This is a genomic window from Shewanella bicestrii, from assembly GCF_002216875.1.
Taxonomy (GTDB): Bacteria; Pseudomonadota; Gammaproteobacteria; order Enterobacterales; family Shewanellaceae; genus Shewanella; species Shewanella seohaensis.
In genome coordinates this window covers 2,436,626-2,462,604 of sequence record NZ_CP022358.1, presented here as the reverse complement: position 1 = coordinate 2,462,604, position 25,979 = coordinate 2,436,626, and the positions used below count along the sequence as shown (strand labels likewise).

At 48.1% G+C, this 25,979-nt stretch carries 20 protein-coding genes and 1 pseudogene; 15 read left to right on the top strand and 6 right to left on the bottom strand.

Translation table 11 applies throughout. The annotated features are described in order from the left end of the window. Positions 1-22: 22 nt before the first annotated feature. The 8 genes and pseudogenes from ihfB (at position 23) to CF168_RS10765 (ending at position 7,429) form a co-directional block, all read left to right on the top strand. A complete protein-coding gene (gene ihfB, locus CF168_RS10800; protein ID WP_011072380.1) occupies positions 23-310 on the top strand; it encodes an integration host factor subunit beta in 288 nt (95 codons plus the stop codon). Positions 311-432: 122 nt separating this feature from the next. Then, positions 433-708: a LapA family protein gene (locus CF168_RS10795; RefSeq protein WP_011626213.1), complete on the top strand. Its 276-nt coding sequence runs from the start codon at positions 433-435 to the stop codon at positions 706-708. 1 nt (position 709) lies between these two features. Then, positions 710-1,870, top strand: a complete 1,161-nt coding sequence (lapB, locus tag CF168_RS10790; protein ID WP_089067833.1) for a lipopolysaccharide assembly protein LapB — start codon at positions 710-712, stop codon at positions 1,868-1,870. 42 nt (positions 1,871-1,912) lie between these two features. Further along, the gene (gene pyrF, locus CF168_RS10785) at positions 1,913-2,608 is read left to right on the top strand and encodes an orotidine-5'-phosphate decarboxylase (RefSeq protein WP_089067832.1); all 696 of its coding nucleotides are present in this window, start codon (positions 1,913-1,915) and stop codon (positions 2,606-2,608) included. A gap of 72 nt (positions 2,609-2,680) precedes the next feature. Then, the gene (locus CF168_RS10780; protein WP_089067831.1) at positions 2,681-3,508 is read left to right on the top strand and encodes an SDR family oxidoreductase; all 828 of its coding nucleotides are present in this window, start codon (positions 2,681-2,683) and stop codon (positions 3,506-3,508) included. 58 nt (positions 3,509-3,566) lie between these two features. Beyond that, entirely contained in the window at positions 3,567-4,109 is a 543-nt protein-coding gene (locus CF168_RS10775) for a DUF2058 domain-containing protein (protein WP_089067830.1), read from the top strand. A 217-nt stretch (positions 4,110-4,326) separates the two neighbouring features. Further along, positions 4,327-6,084, top strand: a complete 1,758-nt coding sequence (locus CF168_RS10770) for an acyl-CoA dehydrogenase family protein (protein ID WP_089067829.1) — start codon at positions 4,327-4,329, stop codon at positions 6,082-6,084. 116 nt (positions 6,085-6,200) lie between these two features. Continuing rightward, a pseudogene (locus CF168_RS10765) lies at positions 6,201-7,429 on the top strand (IS3 family transposase). Positions 7,430-7,492: 63 nt separating this feature from the next. Here the strand turns inward: CF168_RS10765 and dacB are convergent. After that, positions 7,493-9,034: a D-alanyl-D-alanine carboxypeptidase/D-alanyl-D-alanine endopeptidase gene (dacB, locus tag CF168_RS10760; RefSeq protein WP_089067828.1), complete on the bottom strand. Its 1,542-nt coding sequence runs from the start codon at positions 9,032-9,034 to the stop codon at positions 7,493-7,495. 26 nt (positions 9,035-9,060) lie between these two features. After that, positions 9,061-9,237, bottom strand: a complete 177-nt coding sequence (locus tag CF168_RS10755) for a hypothetical protein (protein ID WP_011622703.1) — start codon at positions 9,235-9,237, stop codon at positions 9,061-9,063. Positions 9,238-9,629: 392 nt separating this feature from the next. Between CF168_RS10755 and CF168_RS10750 the strand changes: the two genes are divergently transcribed. The 3 genes from CF168_RS10750 to tnpA all read left to right on the top strand — a co-directional run bounded on the left by CF168_RS10750 (position 9,630) and on the right by tnpA (position 11,881). After that, entirely contained in the window at positions 9,630-9,962 is a 333-nt protein-coding gene (locus tag CF168_RS10750) for a DUF1904 domain-containing protein (protein ID WP_011622704.1), read from the top strand. A gap of 11 nt (positions 9,963-9,973) precedes the next feature. Continuing rightward, a complete protein-coding gene (gene pssA / locus CF168_RS10745; protein ID WP_089067827.1) occupies positions 9,974-11,287 on the top strand; it encodes a CDP-diacylglycerol--serine O-phosphatidyltransferase in 1,314 nt (437 codons plus the stop codon). Positions 11,288-11,443: 156 nt separating this feature from the next. Continuing rightward, a complete protein-coding gene (gene tnpA, locus CF168_RS10740; protein ID WP_011623097.1) occupies positions 11,444-11,881 on the top strand; it encodes an IS200/IS605-like element ISShes4 family transposase in 438 nt (145 codons plus the stop codon). Positions 11,882-11,961: 80 nt separating this feature from the next. Here tnpA and emrD read toward each other — a convergent pair whose 3' ends face one another. Both emrD and ampC read right to left on the bottom strand, forming a co-directional pair. Next, on the bottom strand, positions 11,962-13,206 hold the full coding sequence (gene emrD, locus CF168_RS10735) for a multidrug efflux MFS transporter EmrD (RefSeq protein ID WP_089068952.1): 1,245 nt from the start codon (positions 13,204-13,206) through the stop codon (positions 11,962-11,964). A 357-nt stretch (positions 13,207-13,563) separates the two neighbouring features. Next, positions 13,564-14,712: a class C beta-lactamase gene (gene ampC, locus CF168_RS10730; RefSeq protein ID WP_167373700.1), complete on the bottom strand. Its 1,149-nt coding sequence runs from the start codon at positions 14,710-14,712 to the stop codon at positions 13,564-13,566. Positions 14,713-15,294: 582 nt separating this feature from the next. Between ampC and CF168_RS10725 the strand changes: the two genes are divergently transcribed. From CF168_RS10725 to CF168_RS10710, 4 genes are all read left to right on the top strand, one after another. Next, positions 15,295-16,059, top strand: a complete 765-nt coding sequence (locus CF168_RS10725) for a tRNA-uridine aminocarboxypropyltransferase (protein WP_089067825.1) — start codon at positions 15,295-15,297, stop codon at positions 16,057-16,059. A 254-nt stretch (positions 16,060-16,313) separates the two neighbouring features. Further along, positions 16,314-17,570 carry an efflux RND transporter periplasmic adaptor subunit gene (locus tag CF168_RS10720; protein ID WP_089067824.1) on the top strand — a complete coding sequence of 419 codons (1,257 nt, stop codon included), beginning with the start codon at positions 16,314-16,316 and terminating at the stop codon, positions 17,568-17,570. Continuing rightward, positions 17,570-20,737 (top strand): efflux RND transporter permease subunit, encoded by a 3,168-nt coding sequence (locus CF168_RS10715; protein WP_089067823.1) that lies wholly within the window; start codon positions 17,570-17,572, stop codon positions 20,735-20,737. Before CF168_RS10720 ends, CF168_RS10715 begins: the two co-directional genes overlap by 1 nt. After that, the gene (locus tag CF168_RS10710; RefSeq protein WP_089067822.1) at positions 20,730-22,223 is read left to right on the top strand and encodes an efflux transporter outer membrane subunit; all 1,494 of its coding nucleotides are present in this window, start codon (positions 20,730-20,732) and stop codon (positions 22,221-22,223) included. Before CF168_RS10715 ends, CF168_RS10710 begins: the two co-directional genes overlap by 8 nt. A 48-nt stretch (positions 22,224-22,271) precedes the next feature. Here CF168_RS10710 and CF168_RS10705 read toward each other — a convergent pair whose 3' ends face one another. Both CF168_RS10705 and CF168_RS10700 read right to left on the bottom strand, forming a co-directional pair. Next, positions 22,272-24,329, bottom strand: coding sequence for a PhoX family protein (locus CF168_RS10705; protein WP_089067821.1), 2,058 nt, complete (start codon positions 24,327-24,329; stop codon positions 22,272-22,274). Between the two features lie 197 nt (positions 24,330-24,526). Next, positions 24,527-25,576: a tyrosine-type recombinase/integrase gene (locus tag CF168_RS10700; protein ID WP_041412626.1), complete on the bottom strand. Its 1,050-nt coding sequence runs from the start codon at positions 25,574-25,576 to the stop codon at positions 24,527-24,529. Positions 25,577-25,979 lie beyond the last annotated feature (403 nt).

The following is a 25,979-nucleotide window of genomic DNA, read 5'->3' as shown; positions in this document are numbered from 1 at the left end:
TTGATAATAGGGGATAGCTAGGATGACAAAATCCGAACTGATCGAAAAACTCGCCACCAGGCAGTCGCAGCTGTCGGCGAAAGAGGTTGAAGGCGCAATCAAAGAGATGTTGGAGCAAATGGCAACAACATTAGAAAGCGGTGATCGTATTGAGATCCGTGGCTTTGGTAGTTTCTCGCTTCATTATCGTGCACCGCGTACTGGCCGTAATCCAAAGACTGGTTCATCAGTTGAATTGGAAGGCAAATATGTCCCGCACTTTAAGCCAGGCAAAGAACTGCGCGAACGCGTTGACGCAGTTAATGTATAATTGACCGCATTACAAAAAGCCTCCGTAAGGGGGCTTTTTTATATCTAATGCAAGCAAAGCTGGTCAGCTCAGTAAATTTCTTGGATAATCAGAAAATTGAAAGGCGTTTAAGGGAGTGCGACGTGAAATCTTTTGTAGCGACAGTCCTTGTGGCACTGTTATTTATCGTGGCATTGATTTTTGGTGCGCGTAATGAACAAGTAGTGACGATCAGCTACTTTGTGGCTCAGGGTGAGTACCGTTTACCCGTAGTATTAGCCGTGGTTTTCTTTGCAGGCTTTATGTTGAGTTGGCTCGTGGCCAGCTATTATATTGTCAAACTGAAATTGGCTTTAGCGGCGACCAGAAAGAAATTAACGGTCCAAACCGCTAAAACTCCTCAAGGTGTAGACGCCTAATATGCTTGAGATCCTCTTCCTGTTGCTTCCTATTGCTGCCGGTTACGGTTGGTATATGGGGCGGCGGAGCATAAGGCAAAACCAGAGTAACCAGCGTAAACAATTAAGTCGGGATTATTTCACTGGCTTGAATTTCCTGTTGTCGAACGAGTCAGACAAAGCGGTCGACTTGTTTATCAGTATGCTCGATGTGGACGATGAAACCATCGACACCCATCTTTCCCTCGGTTCGCTATTTCGCAAACGCGGTGAAGTTGACCGCTCCATTCGTATCCATCAAAACTTAATCGCACGTCCCACACTCACCAATGAGCAGCGCGATATCGCGATGATGGAACTGGGTAAAGATTACCTTGCCGCGGGGTTTTACGACCGAGCGGAAGAGATTTTCCTGAATTTGGTGAGTCAAGATGACCATAGCGAAGAGTCTGAGACGCAGCTGATTGCCATTTATCAAGTCATTAAGGAATGGCAAAAAGCCATCGATATCACCAAGCGCTTAAGTCGAAAGCGCCAGCAGGTGCTTAAACCGATTATCGCCCATTTTTATTGTCAGCTTGCGGACGAGACCAGTGATGATGCTGACAAGATCAAGCTATTACAACAGGCATTAAAACAAGATCCTAAGTGCGGCCGTGCCTTACTCACGCTCGCCAAAAAATTTCTCGACGCTAAGGATTACAACCAGTGCAAATCTATGCTGATGGCACTGAAAAAGGCCGACATAGAACTCTTCGCCGATGCCTTACCCACGGCGAAACAAGTGTATCGTGATACCCAAGATAAAGAGGGGTATCAAGAATTATTAGCGGGCGCGATGGCCGAAGGGGCGGGTGCCTCGGTAGTGGTAGCGCTTGCTCAACATATGATTAGTCTCGAAGAGATAAAAGCTGCTGAAAACATGGTGTTAGATGCCCTGTATCGCCATCCCACCATGAAGGGGTTTCAGCACTTAATGCAGATGCATCTGCGTCAAGCAGAAGAAGGGCAAGCCAAACAAAGTTTGACTATGCTTGAGCAACTTGTTGAACAGCAAATTAAATTCCGTCCAAGTTATCGCTGTAAAGAATGCGGTTTCCCATCCCACACCCTGTATTGGCATTGCCCCTCCTGTAAAAAATGGGGCACCATTAAACGGATCCGTGGCTTAGACGGTGAATAACCTTTAGAAATACCTTGTTAGTGTAACCCTGTTGGAGAGATGATGACGACCAAACCTATCCTCGTAGCGCTTGATTACGATAATAAAAACCACGCCTTACAACTGATAGATCAACTCGATCCCAACATGTGCCGCCTCAAAGTGGGCAAAGAAATGTTTACCCTGTTTGGCCCACAATTGGTGAAAGATATTCACGACCGTGGTTTCGATCTTTTCCTGGACTTAAAGTTTCACGATATTCCTAATACGGTTGCCAAAGCGGTCGCGGCGGCGGCAGAACTGGGCGTGTGGATGACAAACGTGCATGCCAGCGGTGGCTTGGCCATGATGGAAGCGGCGAAAAAAGCATTGCTGCCCTATGGTAATGATGCTCCTATGCTAATCGCAGTAACGGTTCTCACTTCAATGAGTGATGAAGATTTAAAACTCATCGGCATTGATGTTCCTGCCTTTGAGCATGTGCAACGTCTCGCGAAACTCACCAAACTGGCGGGCCTCGATGGTGTAGTCTGTTCGGCTCAAGAGGCAAGCGTACTTAAATCACTTTTAGGTCAAGATTTTAAACTTATCACTCCAGGTATCCGCCCAGTGGGCAGCGACGTGGGTGACCAACACCGGGTGATGACGCCACCGCAGGCGCTGGCAGCTGGTTCTGATTATTTAGTGATTGGTCGACCAATCACTAAGGCCGCCGACCCTCTGGCTGCACTGCAGGCGATTCATCAATCTCTCGCTTGAGAGAAATGATGAAAGCCATTGCGGCTTAAGCACTTATTCGCGCGTTAATTTGACCGTTCACGGAGAATGCCCATGCTGAATACTACGATGTTTAATTATCAAGGTAAGAATGTTGTCGTTGTCGGTGGTACGAGTGGAATTAACCTCGCGATAGCCAATGCGTTTGCGCAGGCCGGCGCGAATGTGGCGGTGGCGAGTCGCAGCCAAGACAAGATTGATGCCGCCGTGTTGCAATTAAAGCAGTCAAATCCTGATGGGATCCACCTTGGGGTGAGTTTTGATGTCAGAGATTTGGCTGCGGTCGAGCAGGGCTTTGATACTATCGCCTCCGAATTTGGCTTTATCGATGTGTTGGTAAGTGGCGCGGCAGGTAACTTTCCGGCTACAGCGGCAAAACTCTCTGCTAATGGCTTTAAAGCCGTGATGGATATTGATCTGCTGGGCAGTTTTCAAGTGCTAAAGACGGCTTATCCTTTACTGCGTCGCCCCCAAGGGAATATTATTCAAATCTCGGCGCCGCAGGCATCGATAGCCATGCCAATGCAAGCCCATGTGTGCGCCGCTAAAGCGGGCGTAGACATGCTCACTCGGACATTGGCGATAGAATGGGGTTGTGAAGGGATACGTATAAACTCCATTATTCCTGGTCCAATCGCAGGCACTGAAGGATTTAACCGTTTAGCGCCGAGCGCAGCGCTGCAACAGCAAGTTGCACAGTCTGTACCGTTAAAACGTAATGGCGAAGGGCAGGATATTGCTAATGCCGCGATGTTTTTAGGATCAGAGTATGCCTCGTACATCACAGGGGTTGTGTTACCCGTCGATGGTGGCTGGTCACTTGGCGGTGCGAGCATTGCAATGACCGCATTAGGCGAGTTGGCGACTAAAGCGCAGCAGTGATAACAATTAGTTAAGCGTTGTAACTTATTTATTTGATAGAGAAATCGGGTGAAAATCCATGGCGAATGCATTACAAGAGCAGCTGCTTAAGGCTGGCCTTGCCAGTAAACAAAAAGTGCGTGATGTGAAGACGCAAAAACGTCGCGATAAAAAGGCGCGGGTGGATGATGGTTCGAGCGCATTGAAGAGTGACATTGCCGAGCAAAAACGACTCCAAGCTGAAAAAGATAAAGCATTGAACGAGCAGCGCTTTGCCGAAGCAACAGCCCGCGGGCAGGTACGTGGCTTAGTGAGTGAATTTACTCAATTTGCGATTAAGATCCCAAGCCATGCCGAGGTTAAGTTTAACTATACCCTCGATAATAAAATTTACTCAGTCTATATCGATGAGAAAATCCAATCGGAACTGCTTAAAGGCCTGTTAGGGATTGTTCGATATGAAGATAAGAGCTTCCTTGTCCCCCATAAATTGGCTGAGCGCGTCAATCTTTTAGTGCCACAATGGTGCGGTTATCTATGGCAACAGGATGAAGGGAAGGCGATAGAGGTCGAAGATGACCCCTATGCAGATTATGCGATCCCAGACGATTTAATGTGGTAATCAATGCGTTAATCGTGAGCTAAGCCGACGACGCATCGCTTATCTGTGGCTACACTAAAACCCTTAAGGCAACTTAAGGGTTTTTTATTACCCGTATTTCACATTAACGGTTTTACTGGTTCTAAGTTGCAAAGTGAATTTGTAATGAGATTGTTTTCTGTATTGAACTGGTATAAATTAAAACAACTGTTTAAATCCTACGTTTAAGAGTCTACCCATGAATCCTTACCAAGCTCCGTTAGCGGATATGCGTTTCTTATTGGAACAGGTTTTTGATGCGCCAAATACTTGGGCACAACTCCCTGATATTGCAGAAATGGTCGATATGGATACGGCCGGCGCGATTCTCGAAGAAGCCGCGAAAATCAGTGCTGAATTAATCCATCCGCTTAACCGTGCTGGCGATGAGCAAGGTGTTCTTCATCAGGATAATCGAGTGATTACGCCCGATGGTTATAAAGCCGTTTACGATCAATATTCCCAAGGCGGCTGGGTGGGCCTGTGTGGTGAACCCGAGTTTGGTGGTATGGGCATGCCGAAAATGCTGGGGGTGTTAGTCGATGAAATGGCTTACAGCGCCTGTAATGCATTTACTCTGTATGGTTCACTCACGGCGGGGGCGGCACTGTGTATTAATGCCCACGGCAGTGAAGAGATTAAAGAAACCTATTTGCCAAAACTCTACAGCGGTGAATGGGCAGGTGCCATGGATATGACTGAACCTCAGGCAGGCTCAGATCTACGTAATATCCGTACCCGTGCTATCCCACAGGATGACGGCAGTTATGCCATTAGTGGCAGCAAAATCTTTATCACGGGTGGCGATCATGATTTGACCGAGAACGTCATTCACTTAGTACTGGCAAAGCTTCCTGAAAGCAAAGGTATTTCGCTGTTCCTCGTACCTAAAACCACGGTTAATGCCGATGGCAGTTTAGGTCAGGCGAACGGCGTGAGCGTGGGTTCCATCGAACATAAAATGGGGCTTAAGGGCTCAGCCACCTGTGTGATGAACTTTGATGAAGCCAAGGGTTACCTGATTGGTGAGCCAAATCGTGGTTTAGTGTGTATGTTCACTATGATGAACTACGAGCGCTTAGCCATCGGTATTCAAGGGCTTGGCAGTGCGCAGGCTGCTTATCAAATGGCCGCCGATTATGCCAAAGAGCGCAACCAAGGCGTTGCCGCTGGCGGCTCGCCTACGGGCAGCGATTCCGATCCTATTATTGTGCATGGTGACGTGCGTCGTATGCTGTTGACTATCCGTGCGATGACAGAAGCGGGGCGCGCACTCTCAGTATTTACCGGTAAACAACTCGATTTAGCAAAATATGCCGCGGATGAAGTCAAAGCTAAGGCTGCTCGTTATGTGGGTTTATTAACTCCCGTGGCGAAAGCATTTTTAACCGACCGCGGTTTAGATGCCGCTATCATGGCGCAGCAAGTGTTTGGTGGTCATGGCTATATTCGTGAAACCGGGATTGAGCAGTTAGTACGTGATACTCGTATTGCGCAGATTTACGAAGGCACTAACGGTATTCAGGCGATCGACTTCCTCGGCCGAAAAGTCACTGGCGATAATCTCGCGACCCTTAAGGAGTTTGTGGCCGAGTTAAAGGCGCAAATGCGTGAATTTACTCAGGTCGATGCGGTGAAAGTTTCCGCCGTTTGTGCCCGTTTAGATGCCTTAGTCAATGTTGCCGAATCCATCAATGAGCAAAAGCTGACTCAACCAGCGCTCATTAACGCCAGTGCGGTCGACTTTTTGGATGCCTTTGGCTTCACTCTCTATGGGTTCTATTGGTTAGCCATGTTGGATAAAGCGGTGGGTGCTGAAGATAAACAGTTTGCCGAGCAAAAATCCTACCTTGCTAAATTCTATTTCGACAAATTGCTGCCTAAGGCTGACTATCACTTAGCACAAGTGCGCGCGGGAGATACCAGCACAATGGCGATGCCTGCAGAGCTGTTCTAACCAGTTTAATCGCGTTAAGCGTTCGAATTGACCTAATAAAAAAGCACTGATATTCAGTGCTTTTTGTTTTAATTGTGTCCCGTCCTGAAATACGTTGACATAAAGAGGATTTCTTTATGACAACATTAATTAACTCAAGCCGTAAGCGCACACAACGAGATTACACCTTAGCCTTTAAATTAGGCGTTGTAGAGCGTGTTGAAAAAGGCGAAATGACGTACAAACAAGCCCAAGCCCATTTTGGTATTCAAGGCCGTTCAACGGTACTCGTCTGACTTAGAAAACATGGTAGACTCGATTGGTCGAAACCTTTTCAGCATCCCCTTATGACTAAGTCAAAAGAAACACCTGCCGAAACGATCAAGCGCCTTGAACGTGAGTTAGCAGAAGAGAAACTGCGTAACCAAATCCTCAATGGCATGGTTGATATCATGGACAATGAATATGGAGCAGGCCTCAGAAAAAAGTACTTATCCGGTACGTCTGGCAAGCAAAAGGCAACGGAGAAATAAACCTCGCTGCCGCATGTCGTGCTGCGGGTATGTCGAGGCAAGGTATTTATCAGGCAGTTGCTCGAATGGAAAGTCGTAGAGCTGAGCTATCGGTTATCAAAGACTGGGTCCAGTACTGGCGTAAATATATGCCAAGGTTAGGGGCCCGTAAGCTCTACACGTTGATAAAATCCAAGCTGGTTGAGCACGATATTAAACTCGGGCGAGATGGGTTCTTTACCTATTTGAGAAGTGAAGGTTTACTGATTAAACCGAAGAAAAGCTACACAAAAACCACGTTCAGCAAACACTGGATGAAGAAGCATCCTAATCTGCTGAAAGAGGAGGGACTGCACGATGCAGGGCATGTACTGGTCAGCGATATCACCTATCTTGAGTCAGACCAAGGTGTGCACTACCTGTCACTGATCACCGATGCCAGTTCTCGTAAAATAGTCGGTCATCACGTGAGTAAAGACATGAAAGCCGAGAGTGTGGTGAAAGCGTTAAAAATGGCCATCAAAGATAAGCGCTATATCGGCAACGCGGTGCATCACTCAGACAGAGGCTTAGAGTACTGCTCAGCCGTTTATCAGAATGCGCTTCAGGCGAGCCAAATCCAGCCGTCAATGACGGATGGTTATGATTGCTACCAAAATGCATTAGCAGAAAGAGTAAATGGCATACTGAAGCAGGAGTTTTTACTGCACCGATGTAGGACATTTGCGGAGCTGAAGATACTTGTTAGAGAATCGATAGCAATATACAACAATATGAGACCGCATCTGAGTTTGAATATGGACTCCCCTAATCAGGTGCACAATAGAAAAGACCAGCTACTGGAGCTGGCCTAAAAACTGTCAACCTATCTTAGGACGAGACATTGCTTTGTATATGACTCTACACCTTACCGGATATTAATCACTTAACTTAACGGTGCTTAGCTCTGTGGTCGTTGTTTGGCTGGTCTGAGTTTGAGTTTCGACAGCACTCAACAACCGAGTTAAAAAGTCGGCGCTAAAGGCGGGTTTACGTTGCTTTTTGGTTTCAGGACTAATGCCATTCTCGAGCACCACAAAGAGAATATCCCGCTGCTGCGCTAAACGCATAAAGCCAGCTAAATTGGCGACGCCCTGCATCGAGCCTGTCTTGGCAAACACTAGATGTTTTAAGGGCGGTTTAGTATATCCCAAGCGATATTGCAGTGTGCCGCTGACACCAGCCTCGGGCAAACTGTCAATGAGGCTGTGAAAGCGTGCATCTTGGTAAATGAGCGCCAGTACATCGGCTAATTGTTTTGCGCTCAACAGGTTATAGCGAGAAAGTCCTGAACCATCGACAATATTGGCGTTGGTTAAATCAATCCCAAGCTCTGTCAGTATATGGCGCATCGCCGCAGCACCATGGGTAAAGCTGCCTTGGGCTTTGTAATAATTTTTCCCCACGCGCTTAAACAAACTATCGGCGATGAGGTTATCCGACTTCAACAGCATGGTTTTTAACAGCTCAGGCAAGGGCGCGCTGCTATGGCTGGCGATCAGTTTCGCCTTAGAAGGGATGGTGTTGCCTATTTTCACTTTACCCGAAAGTGATATTTCACCTTTGAGCGTCGCTGTTAGGGTGTCCATGGCAAATTTTTCGGGATCGCTAATGGCAATCGCCAGTGGTATCGCTTCACTGCCGGGGTAGCAGCCCCGTAGATGATATTGGTTCTGGCCAAGGCGTACTAAATCGAGCTGGCAAAAATCATGGCCTGCCTTGGGGGAGAATATGGCGTCGCTACTGACTTTTACTCCAAAACTGGATGCCCTTAATTTGACCTCAGAAGCATGCTTGGCTGAGCTTGGCGCAAACTGTCCATAAACGCAGTTTTGATTGATGATGTAACTCGACACTGGCGCTGCAAAGCAAATCCCGAGATCATCCCACACCCAACCAGGTGCTTGTAATTGCTCTTGTTTATCCCCGATAAGATAGAGATGTCCCTCAATGCTTGTTATGCCTTGCTTTTGTAGATGGGCAAACAAGGCTTTGAGATCGTCCTGAGTCAGCGTTGGATCGCCGCTAAAACGCAGATAAACACTGCCCGCAATATGACCTTTGCGAATGGGCGCATCACTCCACAGCTCAGTGACAAAGCGAAAGTCTGGGCCAAGGTTGGCCATAGCGGTCACGGCGGTCAGCACTTTTTGTGTGCTGGCGGGGATAAATAAGGTATCGGCTTGCTGGCTGTATAACAGTGTGTTGGTACTTAAATCTCGGGCCAGCAAAGCGACTTGCGAATGACGCGGGGCAATGTCGGCGATTTGCTTGGCAAATGTCGACTCATCCAGCGGATGTATTGCTGCAATCACTTGAGTTGGCAGCAGAATACTTAACATGCTGCCTACGAGGAACCCATTAAGCTTGGGGCGAGTAAATGATGCCTGTAACTGATCCTTGTTTATCGAGTGCGTCATAGGTGTCCTGAATGTCCTTTTTACCATTAGCGGTCATTGCTGCCATCGTCTTTTTCCATTAGACGATACAGCCTTAGGGTGACAAATAAAACCAATCCGATAAAAAGCGGCAAAATGAGCAAGCCGAGCTGCGCTTTAAAATGAAATATGCCCCAAGCTAAGGCTAAGGTGAGGGCGAGGGTCAGTAGGATTTTTTTGTTCATGGTGTTAGGCAATAGGGACTTAAGATGTTTTAGTTTACGCTAAAACAACGACCACAGGCACGCTTGCCTGCGGCAGAAGCCCTGTTTTGTGACTCACACACCATTTTGCTTATGGTCTGCCTAGCGTCGATTAGCCATCATGGACAAAAGGTTTAAAGGAAAAACTGAAAAAGCATTTAGTTAGCCGTGAATGCAGGCATAGAAGCCTGCCGTTTGTGGGCTAAATTGCTGCATTTTAGTCCTGCTGGTGTGGAATGCGTCGTTTCAGGTCAAATTACCAGCAAAATAGGCGCTATCCCGCGTGCTTTTCGCCGAAAAGTCTTGCCGAGTTGCAGTGAAGTCGGTAATTTCTACCCCTTACGATTTTAGGATCTCAGGTAACCACTAAAACCATGCCTCATATTAGTATGCGCGGCTTGCCACAGGCAGTTGTTGCAGAGCTTAGCCAAACATTACTGCAGTCTTTGGCGGCTATATGTAAAGGTAATGCAGAGAGTTTTACATTAGATTGGATCCCAAGCATCAGCTACCGTAATGGCAGAATTGATCAACGCTTTGTCCAAATCGAATTGCTTTGGTTTCCGGTCGACCCTGATATCCATCTTAAAGTAGAACAAACGATCAGGCTGGCAGTGACAGAAGCCTATCCAGAATTAACCCAAATTGCTGTGATGTTTTTGTCACTGACCCCAAGCGCTTCCTATCGGGGTGGTCAGCATGTTTAAAGGAGGATGCCTTGCTAGATAAGCTTGGTGGAATAGCCGTTCAACCCGAGGCTTTAACGTGGTTGCTTACGCCATGCCGATTTAAGGCAGAATTGCTTAGCCGTATCGAAAATGCCAAGGACAGCATTTATATCGCCGCACTCTATCTTGAAGACGATGAGGCTGGGCGCGAAATTTTACAGGCCTTGATGACGGCTAAGGCGAATAACCCCGCGTTAGATATCAAGATTTTGGTCGATTTTCACCGTGCTAGACGTGGCTTGATTGGTCACAAGGGCGACAGCGGTAACTATCTGATGTACCGCAAGGTCATGGCCGAGGCAGAGCATCCTATCGACATTATGGGCGTGCCGGTCAAATCCCGTGAGTTTATGGGCGTGCTGCACCTTAAGGGCTTTGTGATTGATGATGCGGTGATTTACAGCGGTGCCAGCCTGAATAACATTTATCTGCAGCAAAACGATAAATACCGTTTTGACCGTTACCATGTAATTGAGTCGGCCGAGTTAGCGCGCAGTATGCGCACTATGATCCAGCGCTACATTATTGCCGATCCTGCCGTTGCCTCGCTCACTCAAGATGCGCAGCAAGAAGTCTTGCCACCCAAAACCGATGTGCGCAGCTTCAAACTGCGATTATCACAGGCACAGTACGAGTTTAACGCGACCCGCAGTGGCAACCGTGTCACCCCTTTACTGGGATTAGGCCGCAAACATAACCTGCTGAATAAAGCCGTGATTGCCATGGTGGAAGAGTCAAAAGATAGACTGTTTATTTGCACGCCTTATTTTAATCCTCCCTATATTCTGGTGCGTGCCTTGGCTAAGCACCTCCGCAAAGGCAAACGAATCGACATAGTGGTAGGGGATAAAACGGCGAATGACTTTTACATTCCGCCCGAGCAGGATTTCTCTACCATAGGGGCATTGCCGTATCTGTATGAGCAATCGCTGCGTAAATTTGCTAAGCGTCAGCAATGGGCAATCGATAATGGCCAGCTTAATATTCACCTGTGGAAACACGGTATCAATAGCTATCACCTCAAGGGGATCAGCGCCGATGGTAGTAAGCATTTGATCACGGGCTCAAACTTAAACCCAAGAGCATGGGCGCTGGATTTAGAGAATGGCTTACTCATTCACGATGAAAGCGGTAGCTGGAAGGCGCAATTCGAGGCCGAACAAAGCCATATCCTCGAACACACGCAACGCCTGTATCACTACAGTCAAGTGGATACCTTACAAAGCTATCCCGCCCCAGTGAAGAAGATTATGAATCGCATTAGAAGGCTAAAAGCAGACTTCCTGCTCAGACGCATTCTCTAATCGCCCCAATAAAAAGCCCACGAATGTGGGCTTTTTATTGTCATCCCAAAACCACCGCCTCTGGCGGTGGTGATTGTCCCTTAAGGCTATAGCCTGAATAACGCCCATGTTAAAAGAGACCTTCTTATTCACCACAAGTAAGAGGAAACGAGAAACATGGGCGATTACAGAAGTTCATCACATGTTTACTGGCGTTGTAAATATCATATCGTTTGGACGCCTAAGTACAGATTCAAAATTCTAAAAGGTAACCTTGGTAAAGAGCTCTACAGGTCGATTTATATTCTATGCAATATGAAAAGTTGTGAGGTCTTAGAATTAAATGTCCAGATAGATCATGTGCATCTAGTCGTGATAATTCCCCCAAAGTTGTCAGTATCCACATTAATGGGGATATTGAAGGGTAGGAGCGCAATAAGGCTTTTTAACAAATTCCCTCATGTTCGCAAGAAGTTATGGGGAAATAGCTTTTGGGCGAGGGGTTATTTTGTTGATACGGTAGGCGTAAATGAGGAAATCATAAGACGCTATGTTCGCCATCAAGATAAGCAAGATCTAGAGCATGATGCTCAATTGTCGCTACAGATGAAGTAGGTGTAAGGAAATAGCCCCTTCCAGGGGCAAATCAAAGCCGCCTTCTAAGAAGGCGGATTCTTTACTGGGTGTCTTGCCAATTATGGATTTTGCGGTAACAGGGTGTGGTGGGTATCGTTTTGATCCCTTGCATAATGCAAGGCGACTATCACTAACAGTACCATCAGCACGCTCAGCAAACCAATGCTTAACTGTCCGCCCATTGGTACGAGCGACATGGTTAAGGCAGCGAGTCCCGCGCCGAAATTTTGTAAGCCACCGAGTAGGGCGCCCGCAATGCCTGCTTGGCGTGGAAACGGCTCTAGCGCGGCCGAGGTTAATGTCGGAAATAACATGCCTGCGCCACTGAAAAACAAAATGGAGCCTATCAATAAACTCCAACCCACGACCAGCTGAAAAATACCGGGGATCAACATAAACAATGCACCAGCGCCCAGGAGTGCAACGCCTTGCAAAACCGTACGCTGCGCCTGTTTTTGTCTACCCGCAATCAGGGCGCCGAGTAAATATCCAGGGATGGGCGCGACAAAATAACAGCTCACCATAAACGGCGAAAGCTGCAAATATTGGCCATAGAGTACGCCTGCTATGGCTTCGAAGGCGGCAATGCCAGCAAAGGTCGCGATAAGCGAAAGCAAATAGGCTCGAAAACTGCGGTGGCGCAGTACATGGCGATAGGATGCCAATATAGGTTGTTGCTCTCGCTTATCCTTGGGTAAGGATTCTCTAAAACCAAAGCAAAGGAGTAGCCAAACCAAACTGCCAAATCCAAACAGTACCCAATACACAGCCTGCCAACCCCAGTAAGCGGAGGCAAAGCTGCCTAAAAAGGGCGCGACTAAGGGCAAAAACACTACGGCCATAGACACATAACTGTTAAATCTAACTAAGTTATCGCCAAAGTAATGATCCCTCGGAATACTGCGGCACAGGGCGCCCGCACTCGCGGTACCCAGCCCCTGTAGTAGGCTTGCGAAAATCAGTTGGCTAAAACTTGTGGCTTCTGCCGCCATAAACGCGCCGACGATAAAAATACCAATGCCAATGAGCAGCGGCATTTTACGCCCAACGCGGTCGGATAATGGGCCATAGATAAACTGGCATAGGCCGTAGGCGAGCAAATAGCAAGCCATGACCGCCTGTAATTGACTGGCATCCACGGCTAAGCCTTGGGCGATAAGGGGGAGTGCGGGGACAAAAATAGTTTGTGCCATCTGCCCACAGGCCACCATAAAAACCAGCATAAAGAGTAACTGTGTGGCGCTTCCTGCGGCGGGTGTCGGCGCTTTTTGTGAGATTAAAGACGGTGCATCGTCTGACATCATAATTCCATTAAAAAAGCAGAGTTGAACGATGGCGCGCATCTTACCCCCAAAACATTTCAGTTCAAGTGGCAATCATATTGATTTACAGGAATATTTTTTAATCTTACCCATAAGTTTTTCTATCGTTTTATGGCTGTAAAACGGGGTTTACACTTGGTGTTTATGCTGTTAATCAGGTTTAATTATTGATCGTCGGACGGAGCCTAAGTTAATGATTGGCCGATTTTTATTAACAAGATATTTGATGCTTAAAGCGTACGGACGAAGAGCGAGCTTGCTCTCCATCCAAAGCACAAAGATGATTGCCGGATTTAGGCAGGAATAAACGGTTAGATGGTGACTTAGTTCGACAGTGTTTTAGTTCGACAGGGTTTCTAAGCCTGTGAGTATTTGATAGCCCGCTGTCACGCGTGGTGGCACGGGATAATTTTTATTGCTGAGTAACACCATGGCCAATTTCTTTGCCGGAATATAAGCCACGTAGGCGGCAAAACCACCGGTTGAGCCTGTCTTATTCACCCATTGAGCAGCTTGTGGTGTTTGAGGTGGCATCATAGCGCGCACAGGCACGCTGCCAAACACCACTTCTTGAGTATGTCCCGCAAGCAGCTTATCGAGTGCAATTGGATAGGGATAATCTTCCCAAATCAGTGCTTGGGTCATCATACCCACATCAAAGTAGCCGACATGTGTGGCATCGATAGCCTGTTGCAATGCAGGAGCAATCGCGTGCTGCTGCATGTTGATTTCAGCAAAACGTAGCAAATCCACCGCAGTTGTTTTTATCCCATAGGCCTCATCGGCTAACACGCCGAGATTGAGGCGTACGGGCTGGTCTTGTTTATTATAACCTTGGGCGTAATCGGCCATGCTGTTAGCTGGCACTTCGATATAACTGTGGTTTAACCCAAGTTGCGGAAATAAGGTGTGTTCCATAGCGTCGGCAAAGCTTTTGCCTAACTGTTTTGCGGTAATCAAGCCCAGTAACCCAATGCTGGGATTGGCATAATTACGATGGGTGCCTGCCCCATAAGCGGGTTGCCAAGTTTTAAAGTAATCCATTAGTTCGGCATTGTTGGTGATATTGTCTGGCACTTGCATGGGCAAATCGCCCGCAGTATGGGTCGCGAGATTGATAAGATTAATCTGGTCAAAGGCACTGCCCTTTAACTCGGGCACATACTCGCTCACCTTATCCGTGAGTGTGAGCTTGCCTTCAATTTGAGCATATGTTGCGAGTGTCGCGGTAAAAGTTTTACTGATAGACCCTATCTCAAACAATGTGTTTGTACTGACTTTCTGCTTGCTGGTCTTAGAGCTGACACCATAGGGGAAGAAATACGTTTGCCCATTGAGGCTGATCCCAACTATTGCACCTGGGATCCCATACTCTGTCATTAAGGGATTAATCGCCGAATCGACGAGGGATTGAATGGCCTGCGCTTGTACCTGTGTCGCGTCTTGCGCAGCCGGCGCTGCATGAGCCATCAATGGCATCAATGGCATCGCTGCGAGCAGAACTAAACTGAGTGGAGCAAAATGTTTTACTCCAAATAAGCATGATGCGCTGCGCGTATTTTTTGCGATTTTCGGAGGTGAAAAGGGCATACAATTCCTTTAATGACAATGGGCTACAATGCTGGGATTCAAAAGCGTGCAGATTAAAAGTAGGCTCTGTTAAATCGTAACGTTTAAAAACAGAGACCGATGAAAGGTGTAACATAAGACAACCCGACTGACTATTAGATTTAGCCCAAGCCGCTGAAGTTTGAGCCCAAGCTGCTGAAGTTTGAGCCACAGTTTAGCAAGCGGTGAAGACTAAGGTGTAAAAGCGTTACAGACTAGGTGGGTTGATGTTGCAGGCTGTTCTAATGTGGGGCAGCGTGATAGGGCCTTAATTTTTCATAGGCGTAGGAAATAGCGCTTTTCAATAAGGCTAATTGCACCTTCCTCGGCCAAAGGATACACTGCGCCACCGCGTGCAGGCATGCGCTTATACAGATTGCACTTATGCAGCGTAAAGCCGGTGTGCACTGAGTACCACCGTTAATAACCCGTTCGACCGAAATAGATTGAGAATTGGCTGCCATGGCTCTAGCTCCCCATGCTGTACATCGCTTATATGAATACCGTAAATCCATATCGACTAAACCCTTTGGCGCCCGCGGTAAAAAACTCATTCGCTGTCATTTGTGTCTATTGGGCGAGCAATTTTGTACTTGCTCGCTGCGTAAACAGTTGACGACTAAAGCCAGTTTTCTACTTCTGATGTATAACGATGAGGTGTTAAAGCCCACTAACAGCGGTCGCTTAATTGCCGATCTTATCCCTGATACCCATGCCTTTCTCTGGTCGCGTACCGAACCCGCCCCAGAGTTGTTGACGCTATTGACTTCAAACGACTATCAACCCTTTTTAGTCTTTCCGGCGCAATATGCCGACCAAGGGCAAACCGTATTGACTGAGGTGCCCATGGCCAGTCTTAGCGAGGGGAAACGACCTTTGCTTATCATGCTCGATGGTAGCTGGCGTGAGGCGATTAAGATGTTTCGCAAGAGTACCTATCTACAGGGCTTGCCTATGCTGTCCTTCGACCCCGACACCTTAGCCACCTATGCCTTACGTAAGGGAAGCCATGACTTTCAATTGGGTACAGCGGAAGTTGCCTCGCTGGCGCTGGCGGCAATGGGCGAGGAGGCCAATGGTAGGGCATTAACGGCTTGGTTCGATTTGTTTGTGGAGTCCTCATTGCTCGGGCGTAACCGCCGCTGCCGCGAGGATATTCTGCCTATCAGCGAGTTTACCGACGCCTTCGAAGCGGCGTACAGTGCCGCAAACTCCGTCAAGCTGTAAACCTTTATTCATTCGCCCCAAGCGTACTCGCTCGCTTGGGGAGAGTGCTTTCCTTGTAAACGCCTTTAAATTCTCGCTTTAGCATTCCCGTCACAAATCATTGAACTTATTGATTTTAAAATTTCAATTTTATCCCGTTTGTCTTACACTGGTTTTGCATTGGTCACAGGACGTTACCTAGAACCGACTAAAATTGTTCAGACCACTTTGCCTATGCGAGTGGTTCCACTGTCTTTAGAGTGCGGGATTCGCATATGCCTCAACCATCTGTTACAGCTCGTTTTTTTGTTCCACGCTTAAGCTCATTTTCCCTTTATCTGAGTGGTGTTTTGCTCTGTCTCTCTGTGAGTGGCTGCCAAGAACCCGACATCAAAATCTCCCCCAAAATGGTAGTGGTGGAAAAAGTCACCACGGCAACCGTGCCTCTCTATGGCAATTATATTGGGGTGACCCAAGCTTCCTTAGACGTAGAAGTTCGGGCACGGGTCGATGGCTTTGTGGAGGAAAAACGTTTTGTTGAAGGCAGTGCGGTCAAGGCGGGTGAACTGCTGTATCAGATTGATAATAAACCCTATGTAGCTGTGGTGAATCGTTTAAAAGCCAAGCTGTCCTCACAGCAGGCGATTCTCGATAAGGCCGAGCGGGATGTGAAACGCCTAAAGCCGCTGTATGAGCAGGATGCCGCTAGTCAACTCGATTACGATAATGCGCTCTCCACTTTGGCGCAGGCGCGTTCTAACCTCACCGCGAGTCGCGCCGAGGTGGAAGAAGCCGAATTAGAGCTGAGTTATACCGAAATTAAGGCGCCGATAGCCGGACTGGTGAGCCGCTCCGAGGTCGACATTGGCGCACTCGTGGGTAGTAAGGGCCAATCGCTTCTAACGCGGGTCAAACAAGTCGATCCGATTTATGTCAGCTTTAATATGTCGGCGCTGGATTATTTAAATGCCCAGCGCCGCCTGACCAGTTACTCGGCGAAAAAAGAAGCCGAGGTTGAAGGTAAGGCGCTCGCGGGATTTGTGCGGATAACGCTCCCCGATAGCAGTGAATATCGCTACCTCGGGGATGTGAGTTTTACCGATCCTCAGGTAAACCCTAACACTGGCACCTTTGAGGTGCGCGCCATTCTGCCCAACCCTGAGAAGGAGCTGTTGCCCGGCCAATATACTAATGTGCGGATTAAACTGTCCGAGATCCCCAATGCGATTGTCATCCCGCAGAAGGCCACTCAAGTGGATCAGGGCGGGGTATACGTGATGGTGGTATTGCCCAATAACACGGTCGAGCGGCGCTTTATCGTGATCGATCATCAAGGGATTGAAGGTGTGGTGGTCAAAAGTGGCCTCAAGGCGGGGGAAATGGTGATCACCGAAGGCATGCACCGTGTACGCCACGGGCAAATTGCCGAGCCGTTAAGCGTGAAGGAATACGCCGAGAAGGAAGATGAGATGTCAAAAGCCGAGGCACTTAAGCGCCAAGCCTTGGAGCAGCAAAAGCAGGAGCAAAAATAATGGCGCAGTTTTTTATTAATCGGCCGATTTTTGCCAGCGTCATCTCCATCGTTATCGTGCTGCTCGGGGTGATTGCGATGTTTAAGCTGCCCGTCGATCAGTATCCTTACATCACCCCGCCACAGGTGACCATTTCTGCCTCATACCCAGGTGCGAGCTCTACCACAGCCGCCGAATCCGTCGCCACACCACTTGAGCAGGAAGTGAATGGTGTGCCCAATATGATTTACATGAGCTCCAAGAGCACTAACTCGGGCAGTACCAGTGTGACCATCACCTTCGATGTGGGCACCAATGCGGACTTGGCGGCGGTGGATGTGCAAAACTCCGCTCAGCAAGCTTCGGGAGGACTGCCAATCGATGTGCAAACCGAAGGGGTGACTGTCTCTAAAGATGCGTCGGTGGAATTACTTAAACTCGCGTTAACCTCAAACGATGAAAGGTTCGATGAGATTTACCTGAGCAATTACGCCACCATCAATATCGAATCAGCCCTCAGGCGGATCCCCGGCGTGGGCCGCACCCGTAACACGGGTTCACGCAGTTATGCGATGCGGATTTGGTTAAAGCCCGATGCCATGGCGGGGTACAGCTTAACCACCACAGATGTGATCAACGCCATCAAGGCGCAAAACAAAGAATCCCCCGCAGGCACCATTGGTACTCAACCCAATAATGACGATATCAGTTTAACTTTGCCCATCAGTGTGGCGGGCAGATTAAGCTCGGTGCAAGCATTTAACGAGATCATAGTGCGCGCTAATCCCGACGGCTCGATTATCCGGCTGCGGGATATTGCCGGCGTAGAACTCGGCTCATCCGCCTATACGTTGCAATCCCAGTTAAACGGTGAAAATGCCACCATCTTACAGGTGTATTTGCTTCCCGGTGCCAATGCCCTGGAGGTGACCCATAAGGTGAAACAGGCGATGGCCGAACTGTCGCAAAAGTTTCCCCAAGGGATAAAATGGGAAGTGTTTTATGATGCGTCCATCTTTATCCAAGAATCCATCGATGAGGTGATCCACACCCTCATCGAGGCCTTAGTACTGGTGGTATTGGTGGTTTACTTGTTCCTGCAGAATGTGCGCGCCACTTTGATCCCCGCCATTGCGGTACCGGTTTCCTTGATTGGAACCTTAGCGGCCATGTTGGCCTTTGGTTTTACCATTAATACCGTGAGTTTACTCGCGCTGGTTCTTGCCATCGGGATCGTGGTCGATGATGCCATTGTGGTGGTCGAAAACGTGGAACGTTTAATCCATGAGAAGGGCATGAGTGCAATCGATGCGACTCGGATTGCGATGAAAGAATTGTCGGGCGCATTGCTTGCCACCAGTTTAGTGCTCTGCGCGGTATTCGTGCCCGTGTCATTCTTAGCGGGGATCACCGGCATCATGTACCGCGAGTTTGCGGTGGCGATTACCGTCGCTGTGTTGATTTCTACTCTAGTGGCGTTGACCTTAAGCCCCGCACTCTGCGCCTTATTATTAAAACCCAGCAAGGCACCACAGCGGGGATTCTTCCATTGGTTGAATCGCAAACTCGACTTGGGGACTAACCAATATGTCGGCTTAGTCGCCTTAACCAATAAATACGCCAAACGCAGTTACTTAGCTTTTGCGATTATGTTTGGTGGTACCTATTTCATCATGTCCCATTTACCGAGCAGCTTTATGCCCGATGAGGACCAAGGTCGATTCTTTATCGATATGACATTGCCCGATGGATCTACGGTTAATCGTACCGAGGCGATTTTAAAGAAAGCCGAGCAATATGTGCGCGCCAATCCCGCCGTGGCCTATTCATTTACGCTGGCGGGGGAAAACCGCCGCTCGGGGTCGAATCAGGCTAACGGCCAATTTGAAGTGGTGCTTAAGCCTTGGGCTGAGCGCGAAGCCAGTCATGCCACGGTACAATCCGTGATGAAGGCGATAGATAAGGATCTGAAAAACGTCTTAGAAGCTGAGTTTAACCTGTATTTGCCATCGGCCGTCCCCGGTTTAGGCAATGGCTCTGGGGTGGAAATGCAGCTCCAAGATACCTCTGGCACCCATTTTGATGGCTTGATTGAAACCGCCAACGAATTAGTCGAGCAGCTAAAGCTGCAGCCTGAAGTTGCCAGTGCCAGCGTGTCGCTGCAGAGCGCAATCCCGCAATTGCATTTGACGGTCGATGAGGCAAAGGCGATGGCGATTGGGGTGAATGTGAGTGATATCTACAGCACAATCAAAACCTTAACCGACTCCTCAACCGTGAATGACTTTAACCTCTTTGGCCGTGTGTATCGGGTGAAGATCCAAGCGGAAGAGAGTTACCGTCAATTCCCGCACCAAATCAAAGATTATTATGTGCGCTCATCGAGCGGCGCTATGGTGCCGATTGGTGTGCTGGCTAAGTATGATTATACGGTTGGGCCGTCTTCCGTGACCCACTACAATTTATTCTCCAGCGCCTCCATCAATGTGACGCCCGCAACGGGCTACGCGACAGGCGATGTTATTCAAGCCATCGAGCGGGTCGCAACGCCGATCTTGCCCGATGAGTTTAAATACGAATGGACAGGCATTACCTACCAAGAGGTGCAGTCGGCAAACCAAACCGGCATTGCCATTGGGTTAGCCCTGTTATTTGTATTCCTGTTTTTAGCTGCGCTCTATGAGAGTTGGAGTATCCCTGTCGCGGTATTGCTGATCGCGCCCATCGCACTCTTAGGTGCGGCGGTCACGACCTTAATCAGTGGCATGCAGAGTAACTTATTCTTCCAAGTGGCCTTTATCGCCTTAATCGGCATGGCGGCGAAGAATGCGATTTTAATTGTCGAGTTTGCCAATCAGTTGCACCAGCAGGGGCGTACGCGAATTTCGGCGGCGCTCGAAGCGGCGACCATGCGCTTTAGGCCGATTTTAATGACCTCAATGGCGTTTATTCTTGGGGTGTTACCGCTGGTGTTATCCGAAGGGCCAGGGGCTGTGAGTCGGCAATCAATTTCGTTACCCATCTTGGGTGGAATGGTGTTGGCAACCACCATAGGTATAGTGTTTGTGCCGCTATTCTTTGTGACGACCGCAGGCTGGGTAAAAAAGAAAACGGTTAAACAACCCATTAAAACAAAAGAGGAATTACTCCTAGATCAAGAAACCGTTGAGGAGGTGAGCCGTGGTTAATCGCCTAACTCTATCCGACTCTCAATCAAGGGCGGCTCAGCCTTGGATACAGCCCATTTCGTTTGTTTTTCGTTTGCGCGTAAAGCCGCTTTATCTAGGGCTAGTGACGGCATCCAGTGTTGCGGGTTGCGCCATGGGGCCAGATTACCAGCGACCCGAGCTGGCATTACCGAGTCAGTATCAAGCGCAAATCTTGTCGCAAACAACTGCCGAGCAGGGGAATATAAAGGACGTCTCGGCCCTCTCTTGGCGGCATTTTTACCAAGATCCTGTACTGATTTCCTTGATTGAACATGCGCTGGCGAACAATTTGGATCTGCAAATGGCGCAGTCGCGCCTGCTCGCCGCCCGTTCAAAAATGACTGTGGTCGACAGTGCGCTTTGGCCAGAAGTCTCGGCAAATTTAGGCTATGAGCGCAGTCTCGATAGCGGTGCAACCAGTAAGGATCCCAGCCCGACTACCGCAGTGGATCTGGCGGGCACTGTGTCGTGGGAGCTCGATCTATGGGGTGCCAACCGCAGGGCGAGCGAGGCCGCCATGGCCGATTATCTTTCGGAGGTTGAAAAAGTCAGACTCACCTATGTCAGTCTTATCAGTGACATTGCCAGCCGTTATTACGAATGGCTCGATATCGAGCAGCGTTATAGTGTGTCTATCGACACCGTCGGCTTACGGCAGAAGGAGCTGGATATCGCCAAGCTTCGCCATGCCAATGGCGTGATTTCGGGCCTCGATGTGCGTCAGGCTGAAGTTGAGCTACAGAGTACAAAAGTGACCTTGCCGACATTAGACTATGAAAGAAAATATAAAATAAATCAGCTTCATATCTTGCTCGGTGAATATGATTACGCTTTACCATCCCCCCAGGGCTTACCCGAAAATATGGGGTTACCCTATGAGCTCAGCGCAGGCGTGCCGTCAGAATTACTGACATTAAGGCCTGATGTCAAAATGTCGGAACAAGCAATGATAGCCGCCAATGCACAAGTGGGTATTGCCAAGGCTGCGTTTTTTCCTAAGTTCACCATTTCGGGCCAATATGGCAGGGAAAACAATCACCTTAAGGATATTTTCGATAGTAATGGCGTGACTTGGTCGCTCCTTGGCGGCATTAGTGCACCGATTTTTAATCGTGGGAAAATTGCCGCCGAATACGATATCGCCACCGAAGAGGCGAAGCAGTCGATGCTAAGTTATCGCAATGTGGTGTTGACCGCTTATTTTGATGTGAACGATGCGCTGAATAATCTTAAACGTGCCCAAGAGGCCATCAAAGCGCAGAGGGAATTAGTCCAATCTTCATCAGCTTATGCGCGTCTTGCACGGCTGCGTTACCAAAATGGTGTCGCTACTTCGCTGGATTTAATGGATGCGCAGCGGCAATTATTTAGCGCCCAATTAGCCTACAGCGAGATCTTAAGGGATAAGCAATTGGCCAAAATCGCCTTGTACCGAGCCCTAGGTGGTGGTGCAGTCAGTGAATAAAAAAATCCCCGCATGGCGGGGATTTTTATCGGGGTTCGGTGGGGGGAATTAGACCGCCACTTCTTTACCATCGAGTTTACGGATCACCACCGTTGCCGCACGTGGGCGCAGTACGGTACCAGCAGGCGTTATTTCGGCCGCATTATTCGAGTACGGCCAGTTACCCGGATGCTGAATGTTGGCAAAAACCGAAGTGTAATCGGGGCTAATAGCAAAGCCTGTGACTTCACAATCGTTTGGTCCGACAAAGAAACGCTTTAATTCCATTTGGTTTTCGGGCGTCACACTGGCTTGCTTGTTAGCACTGTCGACTAAGGTTGATGGCACAATTGCCAGCATTTGATCGTTGGTTTCTTCGGCGACTTCTTTGGCACCATTATCGGTTTGCACCCATAAAATACCGCGGGCGTCGAAGGCCAATCCATCGGGGCTGGCAAATTGGTTTAGATCCGTTAAGCCCGACAGGTTGGTCTCGGCATTGCCATCACTCGGTGAGCCAAAGACAAAAATATCCCATGTGAATTCAGTGTCTTTATCACCTTCATCCCAACGAATAATATGTCCAAAGGTGTTTTTGAGTCTGGGGTTGGCTGGGTTGGCTTCGGTACGTTTAGAGTTGTTGGTCAGGGTTAAATAGGCAGAACCTGTGAAGGGGTCTACCGCACACCACTCAGGGCGGTCCATAGGCGTCGCGCCAACTAAATCCGCTGCCCCCGCGGTATTTAAGATAATCTCGGCCAGACTAGCAAAGCTATCACCTAGGGTTTTACCGTCTGTCGTTTGGCTATCTAAGGTCAAAGGCAACCAGACACCACCGCCATTCTCGTTAAACTTAGCGGCATATAATGTTCCTTCATTCATATACTTATCACCCATTTGCAGGCGATTTGAGCTGTTGGCATCCTGTGGTTCCCACACCGCATTCGACACAAATTTATATAAGTATTCGAATTGAGAATCGTGGCCAGAATAGAACACCACAGGTTTACCTTCGGCTAATTTTCCGAAGGTACAACCCTCGTGGCGGAAGCGGCCAAGGGCCGTCCGTTTGATTGCGCGTGAACTTGGATTGTAGGGGTCAATTTCAACGATATAACCGTGGCCATTAGCCTCGTTGCGATAATCATCTTGTGCACTATTGCCCTTAGGCGTGACATCAAAACGCGCGAATTCATCGAGACGTTCCTCGGCGTGACCCGCTAAATCATCCCAGCCATAGCGAGTGCTGCTTTTGCTGATCCCGATGCGGGCTTGATCGGCGGCTAAAGTGCCACGGTTGGCAAAGTAACCCGGCCAGTTTTCTTCACAGGTCAAATAGGTGCCCCAAGGCGTGTAACCATTACCACAGTTATTTAAGGTGCCACGAGCCTGACTGCCATCGGGCGAGTAACGGGTTTCGAGTAGCGGCGAATAGGCGAGTGGGCCGGCGATATCCATCACAGTTGCACCGGTAAAGCGGCGGTTATGGCTGTCGTTGTAAACAACTTCCCATTGATTATTAACGAGTTTAATTCTTACCACCGACACGCCGTGGGCATTAATTTCCTTACGGATCTCATCGATAATGGTCCGTAATCCAGTGGTTTCATCTACGGTTGGGCCATTTGGATGCAGGGCTATCTCGTCGATATATTCATGGTTGATACAGAGTAAACCGTCATCGCCTGCATCATTCAATGGGAAGAAATGCATACCATCATGGTGCATACCGACGGAGTTTGCTTGGTCATCGGCGGTATTGCTGCCATCGGCTTTCCAAGGCGCAGCCTTAGAATTTAATGGTGTTCCCCAAGGGGCGAGTACTTGTGCGCTGTAACCTTCGGGTACCACAACCGCATCCAGGCGAGCGCCAGCGACGGATGTGAAGTTTAATTTGGCGCTACTTTGAGTCGGTGGCAGTGGTGGCACGGGATCGATAGGTGTTGGGGCAGGGGAATTGTCCGAACCACAACCCACTAATCCCATGCCTGCGAAGGCGGTCATCGCACCTAGGCCTAATCCGCTTTTAACAAAATTACGGCGGGATAAATGTTTATCCAACACTTGATTAAAAGGTTCGTTATTACTTTTATTATAAAGTGTCGGGTCAAAGGTGGCCTTGCTCATATTTTACTCCAGCTAGTTCGATGAATTAAATTTCGAACCTAAGCCTAAAGTAGCAATATGACACTAAAGCTGAGTTTATATGACAGTAATACTGCAATATAATAATTTTTCTTGTTTATTAAAAATAACTTAAAAATAAAAATATTCTCAAAACAAATACTAAAAACAGTGTTATTAATTAAGTGCTAATGCTGTGGTTAATCTTCTTTTGGCTTGAGGTAATGGCGTAATGAGCGTGGATCCGTATGTCCTGTTCTTGCCATGATGTACAAGGTATCTTTATTGTTTTCATGTAGTTGTGTAACGCATCCACTGCGCAAACTGTGGGCGCCATAATATTGCGCTGGTAAACCTGCCTTTAGACAATATTGCTTAATGATCCGATAAATATCGTCACCGTTTAAAAATCCACTATTTCGAATGAGTGATGATTTAGATGTGACATTATCACTGATTTGATAAGGCCTTAAGGTTTTTCCATCTCGAGAAATTGAGCGAAATAAATGACCTTCGGTAATTTTACTTTCATTTAACCAGTCCTTGACGGCATTATAGGCGGCAAAGGGTTCCGAGTCGGGTAAATTCTTCCATTCCCTTAATCCCTGCTGATTGCTTTTCGAAAAAGGCAGCCGTACTTTCAATTTATCCCGCATAAAACTTAAATATTGTACTTTTAAATTGGCCAATTCTGAGCGGCGAAATCCGCCTTGTAGTCCAAGTTGAATAATGGCCTTATCCCTTGAGCGCAGCAGTGGATGGGGTTGTTGCTCTATTGCTTGGATCAATAGCTCGACCTCATCGTACATGATTGGTTGCTGATCATAATCTTGGACTTGCCTATGGTGATTACGACTCAGGCCGCGCATCACACGGATCACCAGTGGGTGTTCGGTGGGGGATGGAAATCCTGCTTGGATATGATAGTAACGGATCGCGGCTAGCCGAGTCGTTAAGGTTTGCTTTGAAAGCTGAGTCCCACTGCTTGCTTGGAGCAATTCTTTTTGATGACCGATAAAAGAAATAATACTGCGCGGATCGGCGGGTAAGGACTGCAGCTGATGCGTCGCGCAATATTGCTCAAATAGGCCAAAGCTGGTCCGATAAACCCGACGGGTATTGATGGAGATTTCGTATTCTGTTTCGGCGGCCGCGTTAAAAAAATCACTGTGAACCGATTGGGGCAGTGAGCTTTCCTCAAAAAATGGCGAATCTATTTGTTTATCGCTTGCTGTGATATTCGATGCCATGTCAGAGGAACGGCTAGGAGCACTTCCACCTGTGGAATAATGGATAATCGATTTAGACATGGGAGTATTTTACGGCCGATAAAACTGGCGCAATTATACGTAAAACCAGCCTTTATCTACCAGTGATAATCGTCATTATCACTGGTAGTGCTGTTGTTTGTATTTTAATTAATCGTATCGGTCAAAAAGAAAGCATCATTTAAGATAGAGGCGTTGGCAAGGCGGGCTCAATACGAATTAAATGTATAAGGTGGACTCAGATAAGAGGTTAATAAGCGATAAAGATGAGCTTGGTTTATTGGTTGTTATTTCGTCAATTACGGCTGTGCGAGTTAAAATTGGCGATAAAATAACCTGTAGTTATTTCTCTGGTCGGCTAACTGTGTAGGTGAATAGCTTTATT

Coding starts and splice junctions, on each gene's coding strand:
- CF168_RS10780 (WP_089067831.1), top strand. CDS start 2,681: ATGCTGAATACTACGATGTTTAATTATCAAGGTAAGAATGTTGTCGTT.
- CF168_RS10725 (WP_089067825.1), top strand. CDS start 15,295: ATGGCTCTAGCTCCCCATGCTGTACATCGCTTATATGAATACCGTAAA.
- CF168_RS10755 (WP_011622703.1), bottom strand. CDS start 9,237: ATGAACAAAAAAATCCTACTGACCCTCGCCCTCACCTTAGCCTTAGCT.
- emrD (WP_089068952.1), bottom strand. CDS start 13,206: ATGATGTCAGACGATGCACCGTCTTTAATCTCACAAAAAGCGCCGACA.
- ampC (WP_167373700.1), bottom strand. CDS start 14,712: ATGCCATTGATGCCATTGATGGCTCATGCAGCGCCGGCTGCGCAAGAC.
- CF168_RS10720 (WP_089067824.1), top strand. CDS start 16,314: ATGCCTCAACCATCTGTTACAGCTCGTTTTTTTGTTCCACGCTTAAGC.
- CF168_RS10770 (WP_089067829.1), top strand. CDS start 4,327: ATGAATCCTTACCAAGCTCCGTTAGCGGATATGCGTTTCTTATTGGAA.
- lapB (WP_089067833.1), top strand. CDS start 710: ATGCTTGAGATCCTCTTCCTGTTGCTTCCTATTGCTGCCGGTTACGGT.
- tnpA (WP_011623097.1), top strand. CDS start 11,444: ATGGGCGATTACAGAAGTTCATCACATGTTTACTGGCGTTGTAAATAT.
- CF168_RS10750 (WP_011622704.1), top strand. CDS start 9,630: ATGCCTCATATTAGTATGCGCGGCTTGCCACAGGCAGTTGTTGCAGAG.
- CF168_RS10700 (WP_041412626.1), bottom strand. CDS start 25,576: ATGGCATCGAATATCACAGCAAGCGATAAACAAATAGATTCGCCATTT.
- dacB (WP_089067828.1), bottom strand. CDS start 9,034: ATGACGCACTCGATAAACAAGGATCAGTTACAGGCATCATTTACTCGC.
- ihfB (WP_011072380.1), top strand. CDS start 23: ATGACAAAATCCGAACTGATCGAAAAACTCGCCACCAGGCAGTCGCAG.
- CF168_RS10705 (WP_089067821.1), bottom strand. CDS start 24,329: ATGAGCAAGGCCACCTTTGACCCGACACTTTATAATAAAAGTAATAAC.
- CF168_RS10775 (WP_089067830.1), top strand. CDS start 3,567: ATGGCGAATGCATTACAAGAGCAGCTGCTTAAGGCTGGCCTTGCCAGT.
- pyrF (WP_089067832.1), top strand. CDS start 1,913: ATGACGACCAAACCTATCCTCGTAGCGCTTGATTACGATAATAAAAAC.
- CF168_RS10715 (WP_089067823.1), top strand. CDS start 17,570: ATGGCGCAGTTTTTTATTAATCGGCCGATTTTTGCCAGCGTCATCTCC.